Source organism: Streptomyces longhuiensis (assembly GCF_020616555.1).
GTDB classification, from domain to species: Bacteria; Actinomycetota; Actinomycetes; order Streptomycetales; family Streptomycetaceae; genus Streptomyces; species Streptomyces longhuiensis.
Genome location: NZ_CP085173.1, coordinates 9,506,136 through 9,521,027, shown reverse-complemented (window position 1 = coordinate 9,521,027; position 14,892 = coordinate 9,506,136). Strand labels below are relative to the sequence as shown.

General features: G+C 68.9%; 12 protein-coding genes. 4 read left to right on the top strand and 8 right to left on the bottom strand.

Annotated features, from left to right (window positions below; genetic code table 11):
- Positions 1-31 precede the first annotated feature (31 nt).
- Complete coding sequence (locus tag LGI35_RS43370; protein ID WP_227299921.1) at positions 32-1,003, top strand: alpha/beta fold hydrolase; 972 nt, start codon at positions 32-34, stop codon at positions 1,001-1,003.
- 110 nt (positions 1,004-1,113) lie between these two features.
- Here LGI35_RS43370 and LGI35_RS43365 read toward each other — a convergent pair whose 3' ends face one another.
- A complete protein-coding gene (locus LGI35_RS43365; RefSeq protein ID WP_227299920.1) occupies positions 1,114-1,944 on the bottom strand; it encodes a hypothetical protein in 831 nt (276 codons plus the stop codon).
- A gap of 570 nt (positions 1,945-2,514) precedes the next feature.
- Here LGI35_RS43365 and LGI35_RS43360 point away from each other — a divergent pair.
- Positions 2,515-2,808, top strand: a complete 294-nt coding sequence (locus tag LGI35_RS43360; RefSeq protein ID WP_227299919.1) for a hypothetical protein — start codon at positions 2,515-2,517, stop codon at positions 2,806-2,808.
- A 26-nt stretch (positions 2,809-2,834) separates the two neighbouring features.
- Positions 2,835-2,984, top strand: coding sequence for a hypothetical protein (locus tag LGI35_RS43355; RefSeq protein WP_227299918.1), 150 nt, complete (start codon positions 2,835-2,837; stop codon positions 2,982-2,984).
- Between the two features lie 337 nt (positions 2,985-3,321).
- On the opposite strand, the gene LGI35_RS43350 is transcribed toward LGI35_RS43355, so the two are convergent.
- From LGI35_RS43350 to LGI35_RS43320, 7 genes are all read right to left on the bottom strand, one after another.
- Complete coding sequence (locus tag LGI35_RS43350) at positions 3,322-4,545, bottom strand: SGNH/GDSL hydrolase family protein (RefSeq protein WP_227299917.1); 1,224 nt, start codon at positions 4,543-4,545, stop codon at positions 3,322-3,324.
- A gap of 62 nt (positions 4,546-4,607) precedes the next feature.
- Complete coding sequence (locus LGI35_RS43345) at positions 4,608-6,977, bottom strand: glycosyl hydrolase family 95 catalytic domain-containing protein (RefSeq protein ID WP_227299916.1); 2,370 nt, start codon at positions 6,975-6,977, stop codon at positions 4,608-4,610.
- 83 nt (positions 6,978-7,060) lie between these two features.
- Entirely contained in the window at positions 7,061-8,416 is a 1,356-nt protein-coding gene (locus LGI35_RS43340; RefSeq protein ID WP_227299915.1) for a glycoside hydrolase family 27 protein, read from the bottom strand.
- A 33-nt stretch (positions 8,417-8,449) separates the two neighbouring features.
- The gene (locus LGI35_RS43335; protein WP_227299914.1) at positions 8,450-9,289 is read right to left on the bottom strand and encodes a carbohydrate ABC transporter permease; all 840 of its coding nucleotides are present in this window, start codon (positions 9,287-9,289) and stop codon (positions 8,450-8,452) included.
- Positions 9,290-9,293: 4 nt separating this feature from the next.
- The gene (locus tag LGI35_RS43330) at positions 9,294-10,271 is read right to left on the bottom strand and encodes a carbohydrate ABC transporter permease (protein ID WP_227299913.1); all 978 of its coding nucleotides are present in this window, start codon (positions 10,269-10,271) and stop codon (positions 9,294-9,296) included.
- A gap of 7 nt (positions 10,272-10,278) precedes the next feature.
- On the bottom strand, positions 10,279-11,547 hold the full coding sequence (locus LGI35_RS43325; protein WP_227299912.1) for an ABC transporter substrate-binding protein: 1,269 nt from the start codon (positions 11,545-11,547) through the stop codon (positions 10,279-10,281).
- 62 nt (positions 11,548-11,609) lie between these two features.
- Entirely contained in the window at positions 11,610-12,764 is a 1,155-nt protein-coding gene (locus LGI35_RS43320) for an ROK family transcriptional regulator (protein WP_227299911.1), read from the bottom strand.
- 74 nt (positions 12,765-12,838) lie between these two features.
- On the opposite strand from LGI35_RS43320, the gene LGI35_RS43315 reads away from it, so the two are divergent.
- Complete coding sequence (locus LGI35_RS43315) at positions 12,839-14,890, top strand: alpha-galactosidase (protein WP_227299910.1); 2,052 nt, start codon at positions 12,839-12,841, stop codon at positions 14,888-14,890.
- Positions 14,891-14,892 lie beyond the last annotated feature (2 nt).

Here is a 14,892-nt window from a genome sequence, read left to right as displayed (position 1 = left end):
AACCAGGTTGTCAATCAAAGGGAGGCCAGCAATGAACCCCGCAACCCTCGGTGCCACCATTCCGGGCGTCGAACACCACCGAGTGAGCCTCAACGGCACGCAGCTGCACTATGTTTCAGCCGGAACGTCCGGATCCCCCGTCATGCTGGTCCACGGCTTTCCGGAAACCTGGTGGGTCTTCCACAAGCTGATCCCCCTGCTCAGCAGGCACCACCGCGTCTTCGCCCCAGACCTGCGCGGCTTCGGCGACTCCGCCACCGCCACGGCGGAGCACGACAGCGCGACCGCGGCCGAAGACTTGAGCGAGCTGATCGCCCGGCTCGACGTCGGACCCGTCCACCTGACGGGCCAGGACATCAGCGGTCCCACCACGTTCCGTGTCACCGCCACGCACCCCGACCGCGTGCGAAGCTACGCGGCGATCGAGACCGGGCTGCCCGGGTTCGGCGTCGAAAGGCTCGCCGACGTCACTCACGGTGGCGCCTGGCACATCGGTGTTCTCACCGCCCCCGGCATCCCTGACATGCTTCTCGCCGGGCGGGAGCGCGCATTCCTCGCCGAATACGCCCTGCCCTCCCTGTGTGCGTCCCCCGATGCGTTCACCGATCAGGACATCGACGAGCTCACCCGCTCCTACGCGCGGCCCGCGGCGTTCAACGGCGCCGCCGGGCTCTACCGATCGATGCTCCGTGAAGGCGAAGAGATCCGGAACCTGGCATCCCAACACCTCGCCACGCCCGTGCTCGCCGTCGGAAGCAGGTCGGGAGAGTTCACGCCGGCGACGCTGCGCCAGGTCACCAAGGACATGAGTTCCGTCTCGCTCGACGGCATCGGCCACTACGTGGCGATGGAAGCGCCCGAGCGGCTCGCGGACGCCCTCCTCTCCTTCTACGGGAAGATCGACAACCCGGATCAACCCACGAGCCCAGCCTGGGCGCAGAACAGCGCGCCTTCCGCGGCAGGGAACTTTCCGACCTCAGATCCAGCGGGCGTGGAGTCGTGACTGCGCCTCTCCGCACGGCAAGCAAGTCGGGAATTCCGGCTATGCCTACAGCGGGTTCCAGGGCGGTCGTCGGCGCCGTGCCTGCGGCGCCTTCAGGTTCCGGCAGGCCCTCAGACCGTGCGCGGTCGGGACCGGTACAGCTGGGTGTGGTACCGGCCCGCGGTCTCCAGCCCGATCGGGTCGTGACCCGCGAGACGAACCTGCTCAATGGCGTAGCGCTGTTCCGCCGGATCGCTGAACATGCGCTGCGGATAGGTCCGCGCCGGGTCCGTCTCGGTCTCCAGCCCGAAGGCGCTCAGAGCGGCGGCCACCGGGTGATACGGCACGGTCCGCAGGACGAAGGCGTACACCCAGACCGGGACCTCGGCACACTCCAGAAGCGCCTCGAAGGTGGTCTTGGTGATGTAGCCGATGCCTCCGGTGACCGTGATCAGCCCGGCACGCCCGACGGCGCGCCGCAGGTCTGGTCCGGGCGGAGTCTGCTCCAGGTTTTCGGCATAGGCCTCGTCGAGCAGGCCGACGTCGAGGGCATATCGGACGGCCTGGTCCGCGGAGTCGAGTCCGATGACCGGCGTCGCGTCCGGACGGCGCCGTGAGGCGTAGAACTCCTTGTCCACTGCGATGAGTTCAGCGGTGGTGAGGGGTTCTGCCTCGGGGTCGGTGTAGTGCTCGTACAGCTCGGCGAGCGTGAGGTCGTAATTCAGCAACGCGGCGTTGATGCCGTAGGAACAGCACAGATCAAGCACCGTGACCGGGTCGTCCGTGCCGTAGGCGGCTGCCCGGTCGGCCCGAGCGCGACGGAATACTTCTTGGCCATGGTGCGGGATCTCGTACTCCAGTGGCGCGAGCCTGTGGAAGTAGGCGCGCGGATCAGGCTGGTTGTAGATGCCGTCGAACCGGGTCTTGCCATGTGTGGTGATACTCGGCCGTCCTGAGCTCATGCGGCACACCTCCCGCGGTGGGGGGACAGGCTGGCACTACGCGGATCAATGTCTATGGGACCCGTAGTGGGGGCCGCGCGGGAGCGAAACCGGCCGTGTGCCCGACCTCACCCGGCATCACCGGCATCCGCTCCGGCCGGTGGGTGTCGGGCCCACGGTGAACGCTCGGCCGCGTGACGTCCTCAGACACGGCACGCCATCGCGCCACCCGAGGAGGTCTGCTGGATGAACCATCATCTCACTGCCCCTGCCGCCACGCTCGTCGGTGTCCTGCCGTTCGTGCTCACCGGCGCGGGCGCCGCCCCGGCGGGGCCGCCGACCCCCGTCAGCCGTGGCGCGCCCGCAGCTCCCAGGGGGTACAGCGGGCGTCTGAGGCCTGCCGAGCCGACATCGCCGCCAACGGCGGGGGAACAGGGGAGAACCTGTGATTCGCCGATGTCGCACTGCGCTGACCAGCGCTTCGAGGCTGTGACACAGCATCCGAGCAACCCACAGCCATCAACGAGCACCGCCCTCCATCAGCCCCCGCCAACCGCCGGGGCTCCGTGGTGCTGCCCTGAGGAAACCACCGTGCCGACCTTCGAGCCCCTCCCCCGCGTCACCGCCGACGTCCAAAACCTCACCCCCGCCCTGCGCCGGAGCTTCCACCGCGTCGTCCTGGACACTTCGTCGCCGCCCGCCGCCCAGGGCGTCTACGAGCTCACCCCGGCGCCAGGCGGACGTGCGATGTGGTCCTACGGCCGCGAACTGCCGCACCTCTGGCAGCCAGGCCAGTCATCACGTTCGTCTCGCCGGCCGTTCGGACCTGCGAACTGGCCAACTCGCCGCAGACACGAGCTCATCGCCGTCGACTGTCGCAGGTAATCGAGCGATACCGCGCAGCGAGTCCCGTGGCTGGGGGTTCCTCAACCACCAGCCAGCTCGTCAAGTTCGAGATGCGGCTGCTCCTGGGACCACGGGCCGTTACGCCGGCCGCCGAGCACATCGACGAGGGCGAACTGGACCGGCTGATGGCCATGGCCGAGGAGATGCAGCCGTGACGGCCGACGGCAACCACTGCCCCGAGTACGGCCGGTTCACGGCGCTGGACCAGCAGGTCCACGACGCGCCGGCCGCCGCGTCGGGGCGGCCCCTGCTCGCGGCGGCGGTGGAACGTTGGCACACGCACCTGTATCTCTTCCGCCTCAGCCCGGTCACGGGCGGCAGCCCGGCGACGTCCGTGGAACACGGACGCATCCTGTGTGCGGTCCTGCGGGCGCAGCCCGGAACGTGCGGCGGCGGTCATGCGGGATCACCTGGAACTCAGCGTCCGCCGCCATCGGGAGTGGTACGCCGACGGCGGCTGAGTTCCAGGTGTCACGGGCCGGCCCCTCCCGGTCAGTACCGCAGGACGCGGAGGTCGATCGCGTCGGACATGGCCTTCATGCCATCGTCGTTGGGGTGGATGTGGTCGCCCGAGTCGTAGGCGGGATCCAGGGCCGCAGGGTTCGCCGGGTCTCGCAGGGCCCGGTCGAAGTCGATGACGCCGTCGAAGGCGTCACCGGTGCGAATCCAGTCGTTGACGGTCTGGCGGAGGTCCTCGGCGGCGGGTGTGTAGTAGCCATTGCCCTTGTCCGGCATCAGAGTCGCGCCGATGACACGGACGTGAGCGGCGTGCGCCTGGTCGATGAGGGTGCGGTAGCCGTCGATGAGGTGCTGGGCAGTCAGCGGGGCGCCGTCGGGGCCGACGTTGTTGCCGATGTCATTGATGCCCTCGAAGAGGATGACGTCCTTGACTCCGGGTTGGGCGAGGGCGTCATGGCCGAACCGTTTGAGCGCGCTGACGCCCTGCCAGAGGTTGGGTACGTCGGTGAGCACGCGGTTTCCCCCGATGCCGGCGTCGACGACGCTCAGCTTCTGCGGGCCCCGCTCGTCACCGAGGCGGCGGCCCAGGAAGTCGGGCCACCGAGTGTACGTGGACGTCGAGGAGTGGTAGCCGTCGGTGATGGAGTCGCCGAAGGCCACGACAGTGCCCTTCGCCGTTGTCGGCACGACGTCGAGCCCCGCCAGGTAGTACCAGGACGTCGTGGTGGTCGTGAACGTGGCGGCACCGTCGTCGCCGGTGTGGTCGCCGGCGGATATGTACGTCGTGTCGAACGCGTCCGAGTGCCAGGTCGAGGTGCCGGTGGCGCCGGGCACGTAAAGGCTGACAAGCAGGTTCTGCCCGGCCGCGACCTGGATCGGCACTGCATCGCTGACCACCTCGTCACCGGCCGCGATCGTCACCCGTCCCGAGCCGCCGAAGGTGACGCGCCGAGTCGTGCCAGGGTTCGCCTCGCCGCCGCTCGCCTGGACGGCCACATCCACAGCCCCGACGTCAAGGGCTTCGGGGCTGTACCGGTTGGAGAGTGTGATGCGGGCTCCACTGCCGGCGACGCTGCTGTGCACCACCATCCGGATCGTCTGGTCGTCGAATGCCGGGCCGCCGGTCGTCATGCTCGGCGACCAGGCGCTGACCCGGGTGCCTTTCCCGTATGAGGCCGATGACGAGGTGGTCGCCGCGCTCGCGGTGCCGAACGGGACGAGAGTGAGGGCGAGGGCGAGCGCGATCAACACACCCATCGTGGGCAGCCAACTCGCCCGTGTTCTTTGCGACTTGATATACAACGTCGGACCCTCCCCGCTCAGCCCACGAGCTCCGTCAGCGCCACCGACGCGCCGGGCTTCAGCGTCACCGTCGCGCTGCGGCCGCCCGCGGTGACCTTGGCCTCGCGGCCTCCGACGCTGTGCAGCGTCACCTCCCGTACGCGACCCGCCCGCCAGGACATGTCCACCGTGAATCCGCCGCGCACCCCTGCGCCCCTGACCGAGCCGGAGTCGGCCCAGGCGTCCGGCAGGGCGGGGAGGAGTTCGATGTGGCCGGGGCGAGAGTAGACGAGCATCTCCATGACGGCGGCGGGGGTGCCGAGGTTGGCGTCGATCTGGAAGATCGCGCGAGTGTCGGACACCCGGTACATGTCGAAGAAGTTCATCGCCGTGCCGGTGTCGCCGCCGGACCAGGGACGGAGGTTGGTGAGGACCAACTGGTAGGCGTTGTCCGCGTTCTTGAGCCGCGCCCAGCAGGCCGCGCGCCAGGCGCAGGCCCACCCGTAGCTCTCCATGCCGCGCGCGGTGAGCAGCGCAGTGGCGCCCTTCAGGATGGCGGGGTAGCCGGCGTCGGGGCGGATCCGGTCGCCGGGGAAGAGGTTGATGAGCGGCGAGAGGTGGCGGTGGGTGATCTCGCCGAGGTTGTCCTCGCTCATCCACTCCTCCAGCCAGCCGGATGTCGGGCTGACCCGCGGCAGATAGAGGCGCTCGCGCAACTCCCGTACGGTCGCGGCATGTTCGAGGTTCAGGCCGAGGGTGCGGCAGGCCTGTTCATAGTGACCGAAGAGGGACCACAGGAGTTCCTGGGTGTATGTGATGCCGCGGGCGTCCTGCGGGCCGTGCTCGGGCGACCAGTCGTGGTCGTCGATCAGAACCTCGCGGCCGTCGACCGTCGTCGTGATCAGGCGTGCCTCCCAGAACGCGCAGGCGCCCTTGAGCAGGGGCATGATTCTCGCGAGATACGCCGTGTCCTGCGTGAACTCGTAGTGCTCGTAAAGGGATTCGCACAGCCAGGCGTTGCCGGCCGGGTGCCACCACCATCCGAGGCCTCCGTACGGGTTGGTGGAGAAGGCCACCGTCCAGCCGGCGACCTTGTCGGAGGTGTTGCGGTAGCGGTTGCGGGGGTCCTGGAACTGCTCCTGGGTGATCTTGTTCCACGCGGGCAGCTGGGCCAGGCAGTAGTCGGCGAACGCGGGGAAGGTCTCGCCGAGGCCGGCGCGGTCGGCGAGCCAGTAGTTCATCTGGAGGTTGATGTCGGTGTGGTAATCGCCCATCCAGTCAGGGGTGTTGCCCTCCAGCCATAGCCCCTGCAGTCCCATGGGGAGCCCGCTGCGCGACCCGCAGATGGCTAGGTAGCGTCCGAACTGGACGTAGCTTGCCTCCAGTTCGGGGTCGGGAGCGGACCCTTCGGCGGCGCGCGCCTTGAGCCGGGACCAGGTGTCCAGCTTCCGCTGCTTCCCGGTGGAGGAGCCGAGGTCGAGCGTCAGGCTGTCGTAGCGGGAGCGGTAGTCGGCGACGTGGGTGTCGCGTAGCGCCGTGCCCGACGTGCTTGCTGTCGCAAGGGACTTGGCCTGGGCGAGCGACAGCGGGTCGGCGTCGGCGTCGCGGTAGCCGGCGGCATGGTCGGGCGCGTAGTCCGTGCCTCCGCTGATCACGATGACGACCTCGGCACAGTCGGTGAACGTGACCCGGGATCCGGTGGCCGCGACGGCGCCGCCGCCCTTGCCCGGCTTCGCGGTGACGGCGGCCGCATAGCGCAGGCCGTTGGCGAGGGACGAGGAGAAGGAGGCGAGGCCGCGGCCCTTGTCCGCCTCGGTCGTCTCACCGTGGGTGCCGGACAGGATCATGCTGCCGGTGAGCTTTCCACCGCCGCTCTGGCTGAGTCTGACGACGAGGGCGTCATCGGGGGCGCTGACGAACATCTCGCGGACGTAGCGGACCTTGTTCTTGGTGTACGTCGTGGTGACCAGGCCGTTGCTCAGGTCGAGGGCGCGGCGGTAGTCGCTGACGGCGGACCTGTCGTGGCCCGGCAGGTTCAGGGTGGCGCGGGCGAGGAGCGTGAAGCTTCCGAAATCGTCTCGGCCGTAAGGCAGTTGGCCGTCGCCGTCGAGTGCGTCGTTGGCGCCGCCGGTCCACAGGGAGGCGTCCGTCACATGGAACAGCTCGCTCGCCGGGTCGCCGCCGACGAGGGCGCCGAGCCGGCCGTTGCCGAGCGGCAGGCCCTGCTCGATGATCAGGTCCTCGTCTGCGGGCTCCGGGTACCACAGAGTGGTCGCCTTGCCCGCGGGGACGAGCGGGGACGCGGTGGGGCGGCGCGGTGCGGCGTGGGCGGAGAAGGCGGGCAGCGCGCTCAGGGCGAGGGCGGCGCCGAGTCCGAGCATCGTGCGGCGGGACAGTGCGGTACTCATGTGCAGGTCCTTCCATGCGACGTGCGACGGCGGGGGCGGCCCCGTGCGGGGACCGCCCCTAGGAGAACGGGGAGGATGGGACGTCAGGACAGCTTGATCAGCCGGGAGCCGTGGGCCGGGACGGACTGCGCGGTCCACCCGTTCTTGGCTGCTCCGAGGTTCTCGCGCGCGACGACGTCACGCAGCTGCTGCTTGCCGTGCAGGCCGAGGGACTTGAAGCCGACCGAGATGTCCGTGGCCGAAGATCCCATGTTGTAGACCGCGAGGTAGGTGTCCTTGCCGACGCGCTTCGTCCACACCTGGGTGTCGCCGCCCTGGACCTGCTTGGGCAGCACGGCGGCCTGGTCGACGGCGATGACCTCGGGGTTGGTCAGGATCGCCTTGGCCGTGTCGTCGAGGAAGTAGATGTCGCCGCCGACGTAGAGCGGGGACGACGCCATCGACCAGAACGTCATGACGGTCTGCCGCTCGGTGTCGTTGATGCCGTCCTGCAGTCCGCTGCCGGTGTTGTTGTTGATCGGCATCGAGTCGAGGTCGGCGAGGTAGCCGGGGGCGGACAGCTTGGGCAGCCACTTGGGCAGGTCGGTCCAGCGGTCGTCGACGGAGCTGGTCCAGGTGCTGGTGGTCTCGCAGTAGCACTCGATGTCGGTATTGACGCGGACGCCGTTCGCGGAGTTCTTCAGGCCGTCGGCGGCCTCGAGGTCGACGGGCCAGGCGCTGGCGGACAGCCACATCTTGCGGCCGCTGTGGTCGATTGCTGTTGACCAGGCCTTGATGTCCTCGACGTTGTCCTTGGTGACTCCGTCGATCTTGATGAAGTCGACGTTCCAGGAGGCGTAGCGGGAGACGATGGAGTCGATGTAGTCCTGGGCGCAGGGGTTGGAGTAGTCGATCTTCCAGTTGCCGCCCCACTTGTTGGTCGGGGTGAGCGGCTTGGCCGCGATGTCCTGAGCGTGGCAGTCGGTGCCGAGGATCGGCGCGTTCTTGTCATACACCTCCTTCTCCAGACCTGCGGCGCCGTACAGGCCGAGCTTGAGGCCCTTGCCGTGGACGTAGTCGGAGAGCGAGGTGATGCCGCTGGGGAAGCGTTCCTTGTCGGCGTTGGGGATGCCGTTGGCGTCGGTGTGGAAGTTCCAGTCGTAGTCGAAGTTCCAGCCGGCGTCGATGTTCAGGTTCTTGTAGCCGGACGACGAGAGCTTGCCGCTCAGGGCGTCGGCGGCGTTCTTGATGTTGCCCTCGTTGAGCCAGTGCGTGCCGTAGCCGCTGCGCGAGGAGGACTCCACGCTCCAGCTGCTCCAGCCCATGAAGGGCTTCACGTAGGGGGTCTTGGCCTCGGCGGTGCCGCCTGGCACGGCCAGGGCGAGCGGCAGCGCGCAGGCGGCGGTGAGCGCGCCGCGCCGAACAGCTCTGCGGCCGGATATGCGGGTGGTTCTTGTCACTGCGTGTACCTCCGGATGGGGTGGAGAGACGGTTCAGGACTTGAGACCGGACATCGCGATGCCCTGGACGATGTGGCGCTGGGCGACCAGGAACATGATCACGAGGGGGAGGATCGCCACGGCCGTGCCCGCGAACAGCTGGGGCAGGTTGACGGTCTGGGAGGTGAGGAAGCTGGAGAGCGCGATCTGCACGGTCCAGCTGCTGGGGTCCTGGCCGATCATCAGCGGCCACAGGAAGGAGTTCCAGGCGTCGATGAAGGACAGGGCGCCGAGGGAGGCGATCATCGTGGCCGAGTTGGGCAGGATGATGCGCCCGTAGACTCCGAGGTAGCTGAGCCCGTCCAGACGACCGGCCTCCTCGATCTCGGCGGGGAAGGACAGGTAGAAGCTGCGGAAGAGCACGACCGCGAACGCGTTGAACAGGCCGGGCGCGATCAGTCCCCACATCGTGTTGACGCCGCCCATGGAGCCGACGACGACGAACGTCGGCAGGAACGTGACGGCCTGCGGGATCATCAGGGTGCCGACGATGACCGCGAGGACTGCGGCCCGTCCCGGTACGGCGATCCGGGCGAGTGCGTAGCCCGCCATCGAGGCGAGCAGCGTCGACACCGGCGCCGTGATGACGGCAATGATCAATGAGTTGACGATCGACCGGCCGAAAGGACGCTCCGGGTTGTCGAACAGGGACGTGAAGTTGTCCCAGTTCAGCGCGGACGGCAGCCAGTGCCAGTCGGCCGCGGTGACCTCCGGCGTCGTCATGAGGGCGTTGCGCAGCAGTACGTAGAACGGGATCAGGAAGACCACGGCCAGCAGGCACAGCACGAGATACGTGGCGGCGGAGCCGAGGACGCTCCCGCGGAAACGGTTCATGGGTTCAGTCCTTGTCGCGGGCGAACCCGAGGATCCGGCCCTGGAGCAGCGTGACCAGCACGATCAGCAGGGTCAGCAGGAACGCGCCGGCCGAGCCGACGCCGTAGTCCTGGTCCTGGAGGGCGACGCCGTACAGGTGCATGAGCGGCGTGCGGACGGGCTCGCTGCCCAGGGACGCGCCGGTGGAGAAGATCGCATAGAACTCGTCGAAGGCCTGGAGTGCCGCGATGAACATCAGCAGCAGGATGGCGACCGACGTGTTGCGCAGCATCGGGAAGGTGATGCTGCGGAAGGTGCGCCAGGGACCGGCACCGTCCAAGGATGCCGCCTCGTACAGGTGTTGCGGGATGGCCTGGAGTCCGGCGATGAACAGGATCATGTACAGGCCGACCTGGAGCCACAGGCGCAGGGTGACGAGCACGATCCAGTACAGGGGCGGGCTCTGCGTCTGGATCCACGGTGTCGCGTCGGCACCGAAGAGGGCACCCAGGGTGTTGGCGAGCCCGGACGGCACCCCGCTGAACAGGGCCATCTTCCAGATCATCGCGGCCGCCACGTAGCTGACGGCGGCGGGCAGCAGGAAGGCCGTACGGAAGAAGGCCCGGCCGCGCCGCACTCGGTTGACGAGGACGGCGAGGCCCAGAGACCCGACGAAGGTGATCGGCACGATGAGCGCGGTGAACAGCACGATCATCGTGAGCGAGTCACGGAACCGCTCGTCGCTCAGCAGCTCGCGGTAGTTGTCGAGGCCGACCCAGTGGCCGAGCGAGATGGTGCGCCGGGCCTCGCTGAAGCTGAGCAGGAAGCTCCAGCCGATGGCGACGTAGCGGAACAGGCCGAGGCCGAGCAGCATCGGCGCGACGAGCACGACGAAGGCGAGGCCCTTCGACTGCCGTTCGGTCAGCCGCCGTCGGCGCGGCGCCGTGGCGGGCACCGGCCGGGCGGCACGCTTGCGCAGGGGCGTGGTGCCGGTGGCGGTCATCCTGTCCTCAGCCCATCTGCTTGTCGAGGTCGGACTGCGCCTTGGACTGGGCCTTCTTGAGGGTCTTCTCCGGCGCCGCGCCCTTGGCGATGTCGGCGGCCGCGGCGATGAACTCGGCCTGCATGGCCTGGGTCCACTCGGCGGGGAAGGAGATGCCGTACTTGGTCCCGATCTCCACGGCGTCCTTGGCGGCGCCCTTGTTCAACCCCGGTGTCTTGGCGGCGACTTCGGTCTGCGGCGGCACGTGGAAGCCGTACTTGACAGCCCAGTCGATCTGGATCTCGGACTGCTTGATCCACAGCCACTGCAGGAACTTCTTGGCCTCGTCGACGTGCTTGCTCTTGGCGTTGACCGCCTGCGTCCAGCCTCCGAGCCGGGCGACGGGCTTGCCCGACGAGTCGTACCCGGGCCAGGGCACGACGCCGAAGTCGTCGCCGAGCGCCTTCTCGATGGCGGGCAGCGACCACAGGCCGCCCCACTGCATGGCGGTGGCGCCCTGGGTGAAGGCCCCCGGGTCGTACCAGTCGGTGGTGAAACCGAGCAGGACGGACTTGTCGGAGTGCAGGTCGCGCAGGCCGCCGATGGACTGGGCGGCGTCGGCGTAGACGACCTTGCCGTCCTTGATCAGGTCGCGGCCCTGGGACCAGGCGAGGAGGTAAGGGCTGTCGCCGATGCCGTCGTTGCCGATGAACAGGCCCTTGACGTCGCCGGTCGTCAACTTCTTTGCTGCGTCGACCAGTTCGGTGAAGGTGGTGGGAGGGGTGACGCCCGCCTTCTTCAGCATCGACTTGCGGTAGTACATGACCATGACGTCGTCGATGGTCTTCATGCCGTAGATCTTGCCGTCGACGGTGAGGTAGTCGAGGTCGGCCTGGTTGAAGCCGTCCTTGGCGGAACCGTAGACGTCGTCGAGCGGGGCGAGTTGCCCCTTGCGGGCCATCTCCGCGCGGAAGTCGCCGAGTTCAAAGACATCCGGAGCGTCGGCGCCGAGCAGCGCGGCGTTGAGCTTGGTCTCGTACTGGGAGGTGTCCGCGCCCCACACCACGTTGATCGCGACATCCGGGTTGGCCTTCGTGTACTGCTCCGCGTACCGCTTGACGGCGGCCTGCGTGCCCTCCTCGCCGTACTGGTGGTACCACTGCGTGAGGGTGACCTTGGCACCCTTGGCGGAGGCAGTGCCCTGCGGGTCGCTGGAGCAGGCGACTGCGGCGCCGGCGACGAAGAGAAGGGACGTGCCGAGGAATCCTCGGCGGGTCAGGTCGGAACGGGCGGTCATGACAGGGTCCTTCCGGGGGACGGCGCAGGGAAGTCAGAAGAGTTCGGGCAAGTAGGGCGAGTTCACGCGGCGAAGAGCGACTGGATGCTGACCGCGGCGGCCCCGCGCGCCCACTCCTCCCACGGCAGGGGGCGCACAACGAGCGGGCAGTGGGCGGCGGCGCCGAAGACCTGCGAGGTGAAGGCGGCGCGGATCTGCTCCTCGAAGAGGTCGTACGCGGCGAGCCCCTCACCGGAGACGACCACGCGCTCGGGGCCGACGAGGTTGACCATGGCGGCGAGGCCGAGCCCGATGGCCTGGCCGGCCTCGGCGAACACGGCACGGACGGCTGCGTCTCCGCCGTGCGCGCGGTCGATGGCGCCGGCCATGTCGAGTGTCGCGTCGCCCGAGACGGTCCGGGCCCGCGCGACGATGGCCTCCTCAGAGGCGATGGCCTCGACGCAGCCGCGCCCGCCGCAGTGGCAGTCGGGTCCGTCCCCGGCGGCGACCGGGATGTGGCCGATCTCGCCGGCGACCCCGTAACCCCCTGCCACCAGACGCCCGCCCACGACCAGGCCGCAGCCGATGCCGACACCGACCGTGGCCAGGGCGAAGGAGTCGGCGCCGACACCCTCGCCGAACCACTGCTCAGCGACGGTCAGGGCCTTCACGTCGTTCTGGACCGTGACCGTACATCCCGTGGCCGCTCCGACCAGTTCGGCCAGCGGTACGTCGCGCCAGCCCAGGAAGGGCGAGTAGCGCACGGTGCCGCCCGGCCGGTCGACGTCGCCCGAGACGGAGACGCCGATGTGCTGGGTGCGCCCGGCATACTCGGCGGCGACGTCCCGTACGAGCGCGGCGATGTCGCCGACGACCTGCTCGACAGCGCGGCCCGACAGTGGACTTCGGCGAGTCTCACGCACCTGGGCCCTCAAGTCGGTGACCACGCCGATGAGTTCGTCGGCGGTGACCTTCACGCCGACGAAGAACTCCCGGTCGGCGCGGACGGACAGCGGGTGGGCGGGCCGGCCCGCGCCCTCCACGGTCCGCTCCTGCTGCGGCAGTTCCGTCAGATACCCGGCCGCGATCATCGGCTTGACCGCCTTGGTGACGGCGGCTGCGGACAGGCCGGTGATCCGGGCAATCTCCGGGCGGTTGATCGGACCTCGGGTCAATACGGTCGTGAACACCGTGTTGGCCGCGGGAGACATGAGCAGCTGCGCTCGGTTCAGCAACATGGGGGAAACGTAGGGGGAATAATTTCCTTCGTCAATATTTAAATTCAGGGAGTTCGGATCTAAGCTCCTGGCTCATGTCACGAGTGTCCTTCGACGCAACCAGTCGCACGTTTCTGCTGACGACCCCCACCACGTCGTACGCGCTGCGCATCAGCTCCGACGACACGCCACGGCACGTGCACTGGGGGGCGCCGCTCACGCTCGACCAGGCCACCGCCCTCCCGACGTACGACGGATCGACCAGCAGCTTCGCCTCAACAGGCGGCGAGGAACTGGCGGTTGAGGGCGGCGCGCACTTCGGCGTCCCGTCGCTGCTCGTGCGGTACGCGGACGGCGCGCGCGGCGTCGAGTGGCGCTACGAAGGCCACGAGATCGCGGACGGCCGACTGGACGTACGCCTGCGCGACCGCCACTATCCCCTCACCGTCACGCTGCACTACGCGATCCACGCGGACAGCGATGTCATAGAACGCTCACTCACCTTGCAGAACTTGGGCACGGACGAGGCGATCGATGTCCTGCGCTGCGACGCCGCCTCCTGGTCGGTGCCCGCCGCATCGGGCGTGCGGCTCAGCCACACCGTCGGCGAGTGGTCGGGCGAGACACAGCTCCGGCGATCCGAGGCCCCGTACGCCGAGACCGTGTTCACCAGCCGGCGCGGCATCTCCGGGCACTTCGGGAACCCCTGGCTGATGGTCGACGCGGGCGACGCGGACGAAACTCACGGCGCGGTGTGGAGCATGGCCCTCGCCTGGTCGGGGAGTTGGCGGATCACCGCGCAACGGGACCACACCGGCAGCCCGTTCACGGTCACCGGCGGCGCCGGGCACGACGGCCTGACATGGCACCTCAACCCCGGCGAAACCCACGAAACCCCCGTGTTCGCCGGGCAGTTCAGCACCGCCGGCTTCGGCGCGGCGAGCCGCGGCTGGCACCGGTACACCACGGCCCACGTGCTCCCCCGCCCCGACGAGACCCGCCCCGTGATCTATAACAGCTGGGAGGCGACGGGGTGGGACGTCACCCTGGAGGGGCAGCGGGCACTCGCCGAACGCGCCGCGGGGCTCGGCGTGGAACTGTTCGTGGTCGACGACGGCTGGTTCGGGCGGCGTACCAGCGACCTCGCCGGTCTCGGCGACTGGCAGCCCAACCCCGAACGCTTCCCGCACGGCCTCGGCCCGCTCGTCGAAGCGGTCCGAAGGCTCGGGATGCGCTTCGGCCTGTGGGTGGAGCCGGAGATGACCAACCCGGACAGCGACCTCTACCGCGAACACCCGGACTGGGTGCTGCACATGCCGCACCGCCGCCGCACCGAACTGCGCCACCAGCTCGTCCTCAACTTCGCCCGCACCGACGTCACCGAGTGGGCCTTCAAGTGGCTCGACCAGCTGGTGGCCACGTACGCGATCGACTACCTCAAGTGGGACATGAACCGCGCGTTCACCGAGGCGGGCTGGCCCGGCCACCCGGACGGCGAACGCCTGTGGACCGACCACACACGCGGCGTCTATGCCGTCATCGACCGGTTGCGCAGCGCCCATCCCGGCCTGCGGATCGAGGGGTGCGCGGGCGGCGGCGGCCGCGCCGACCTGGGCATGCTGGCTCGCACCGACCAGACCTGGATCTCCGACAATACGGACGCGGACGACCGGATCGCCATCCAGCACGGCTACAGCCAGATCTACCCGGCGCGCACCATGTCCGCCTGGGTCACCGACAGCCCCAACCCGCACACCGGCCGCACCACGCCCCTCCCCTACCGCTTCCACATCGCGATGGCGGGGGCGCTCGGCATCGGCGGCGACCTCTCCCGCTGGACCGAGCTCGAACTGGCCGAGGCGCGGCAACTGGTGGCGCTCTACAAGGAAATCCGCCCGGTGGTGCAGTTCGGCGAACAGCACCGCTTGGCGGACGCGGTGCAGTACCGGTCGGGCGACCGGCTCGTGGTCATCGCCTGGGGCCAGGACCGCAGGCTCCGCCTGACTGGCCTCTCCCCCTCAGCGACCTACGTCGACGACACCACCGGCGCCGAACACCACGCGGCGACGCTGCTCACGCACGGGCTGCCACTGGGGCTCGTGAAGGGCGACCGGCCGAGTACGGTTGTGCGGCTGACACGCCGGTGACA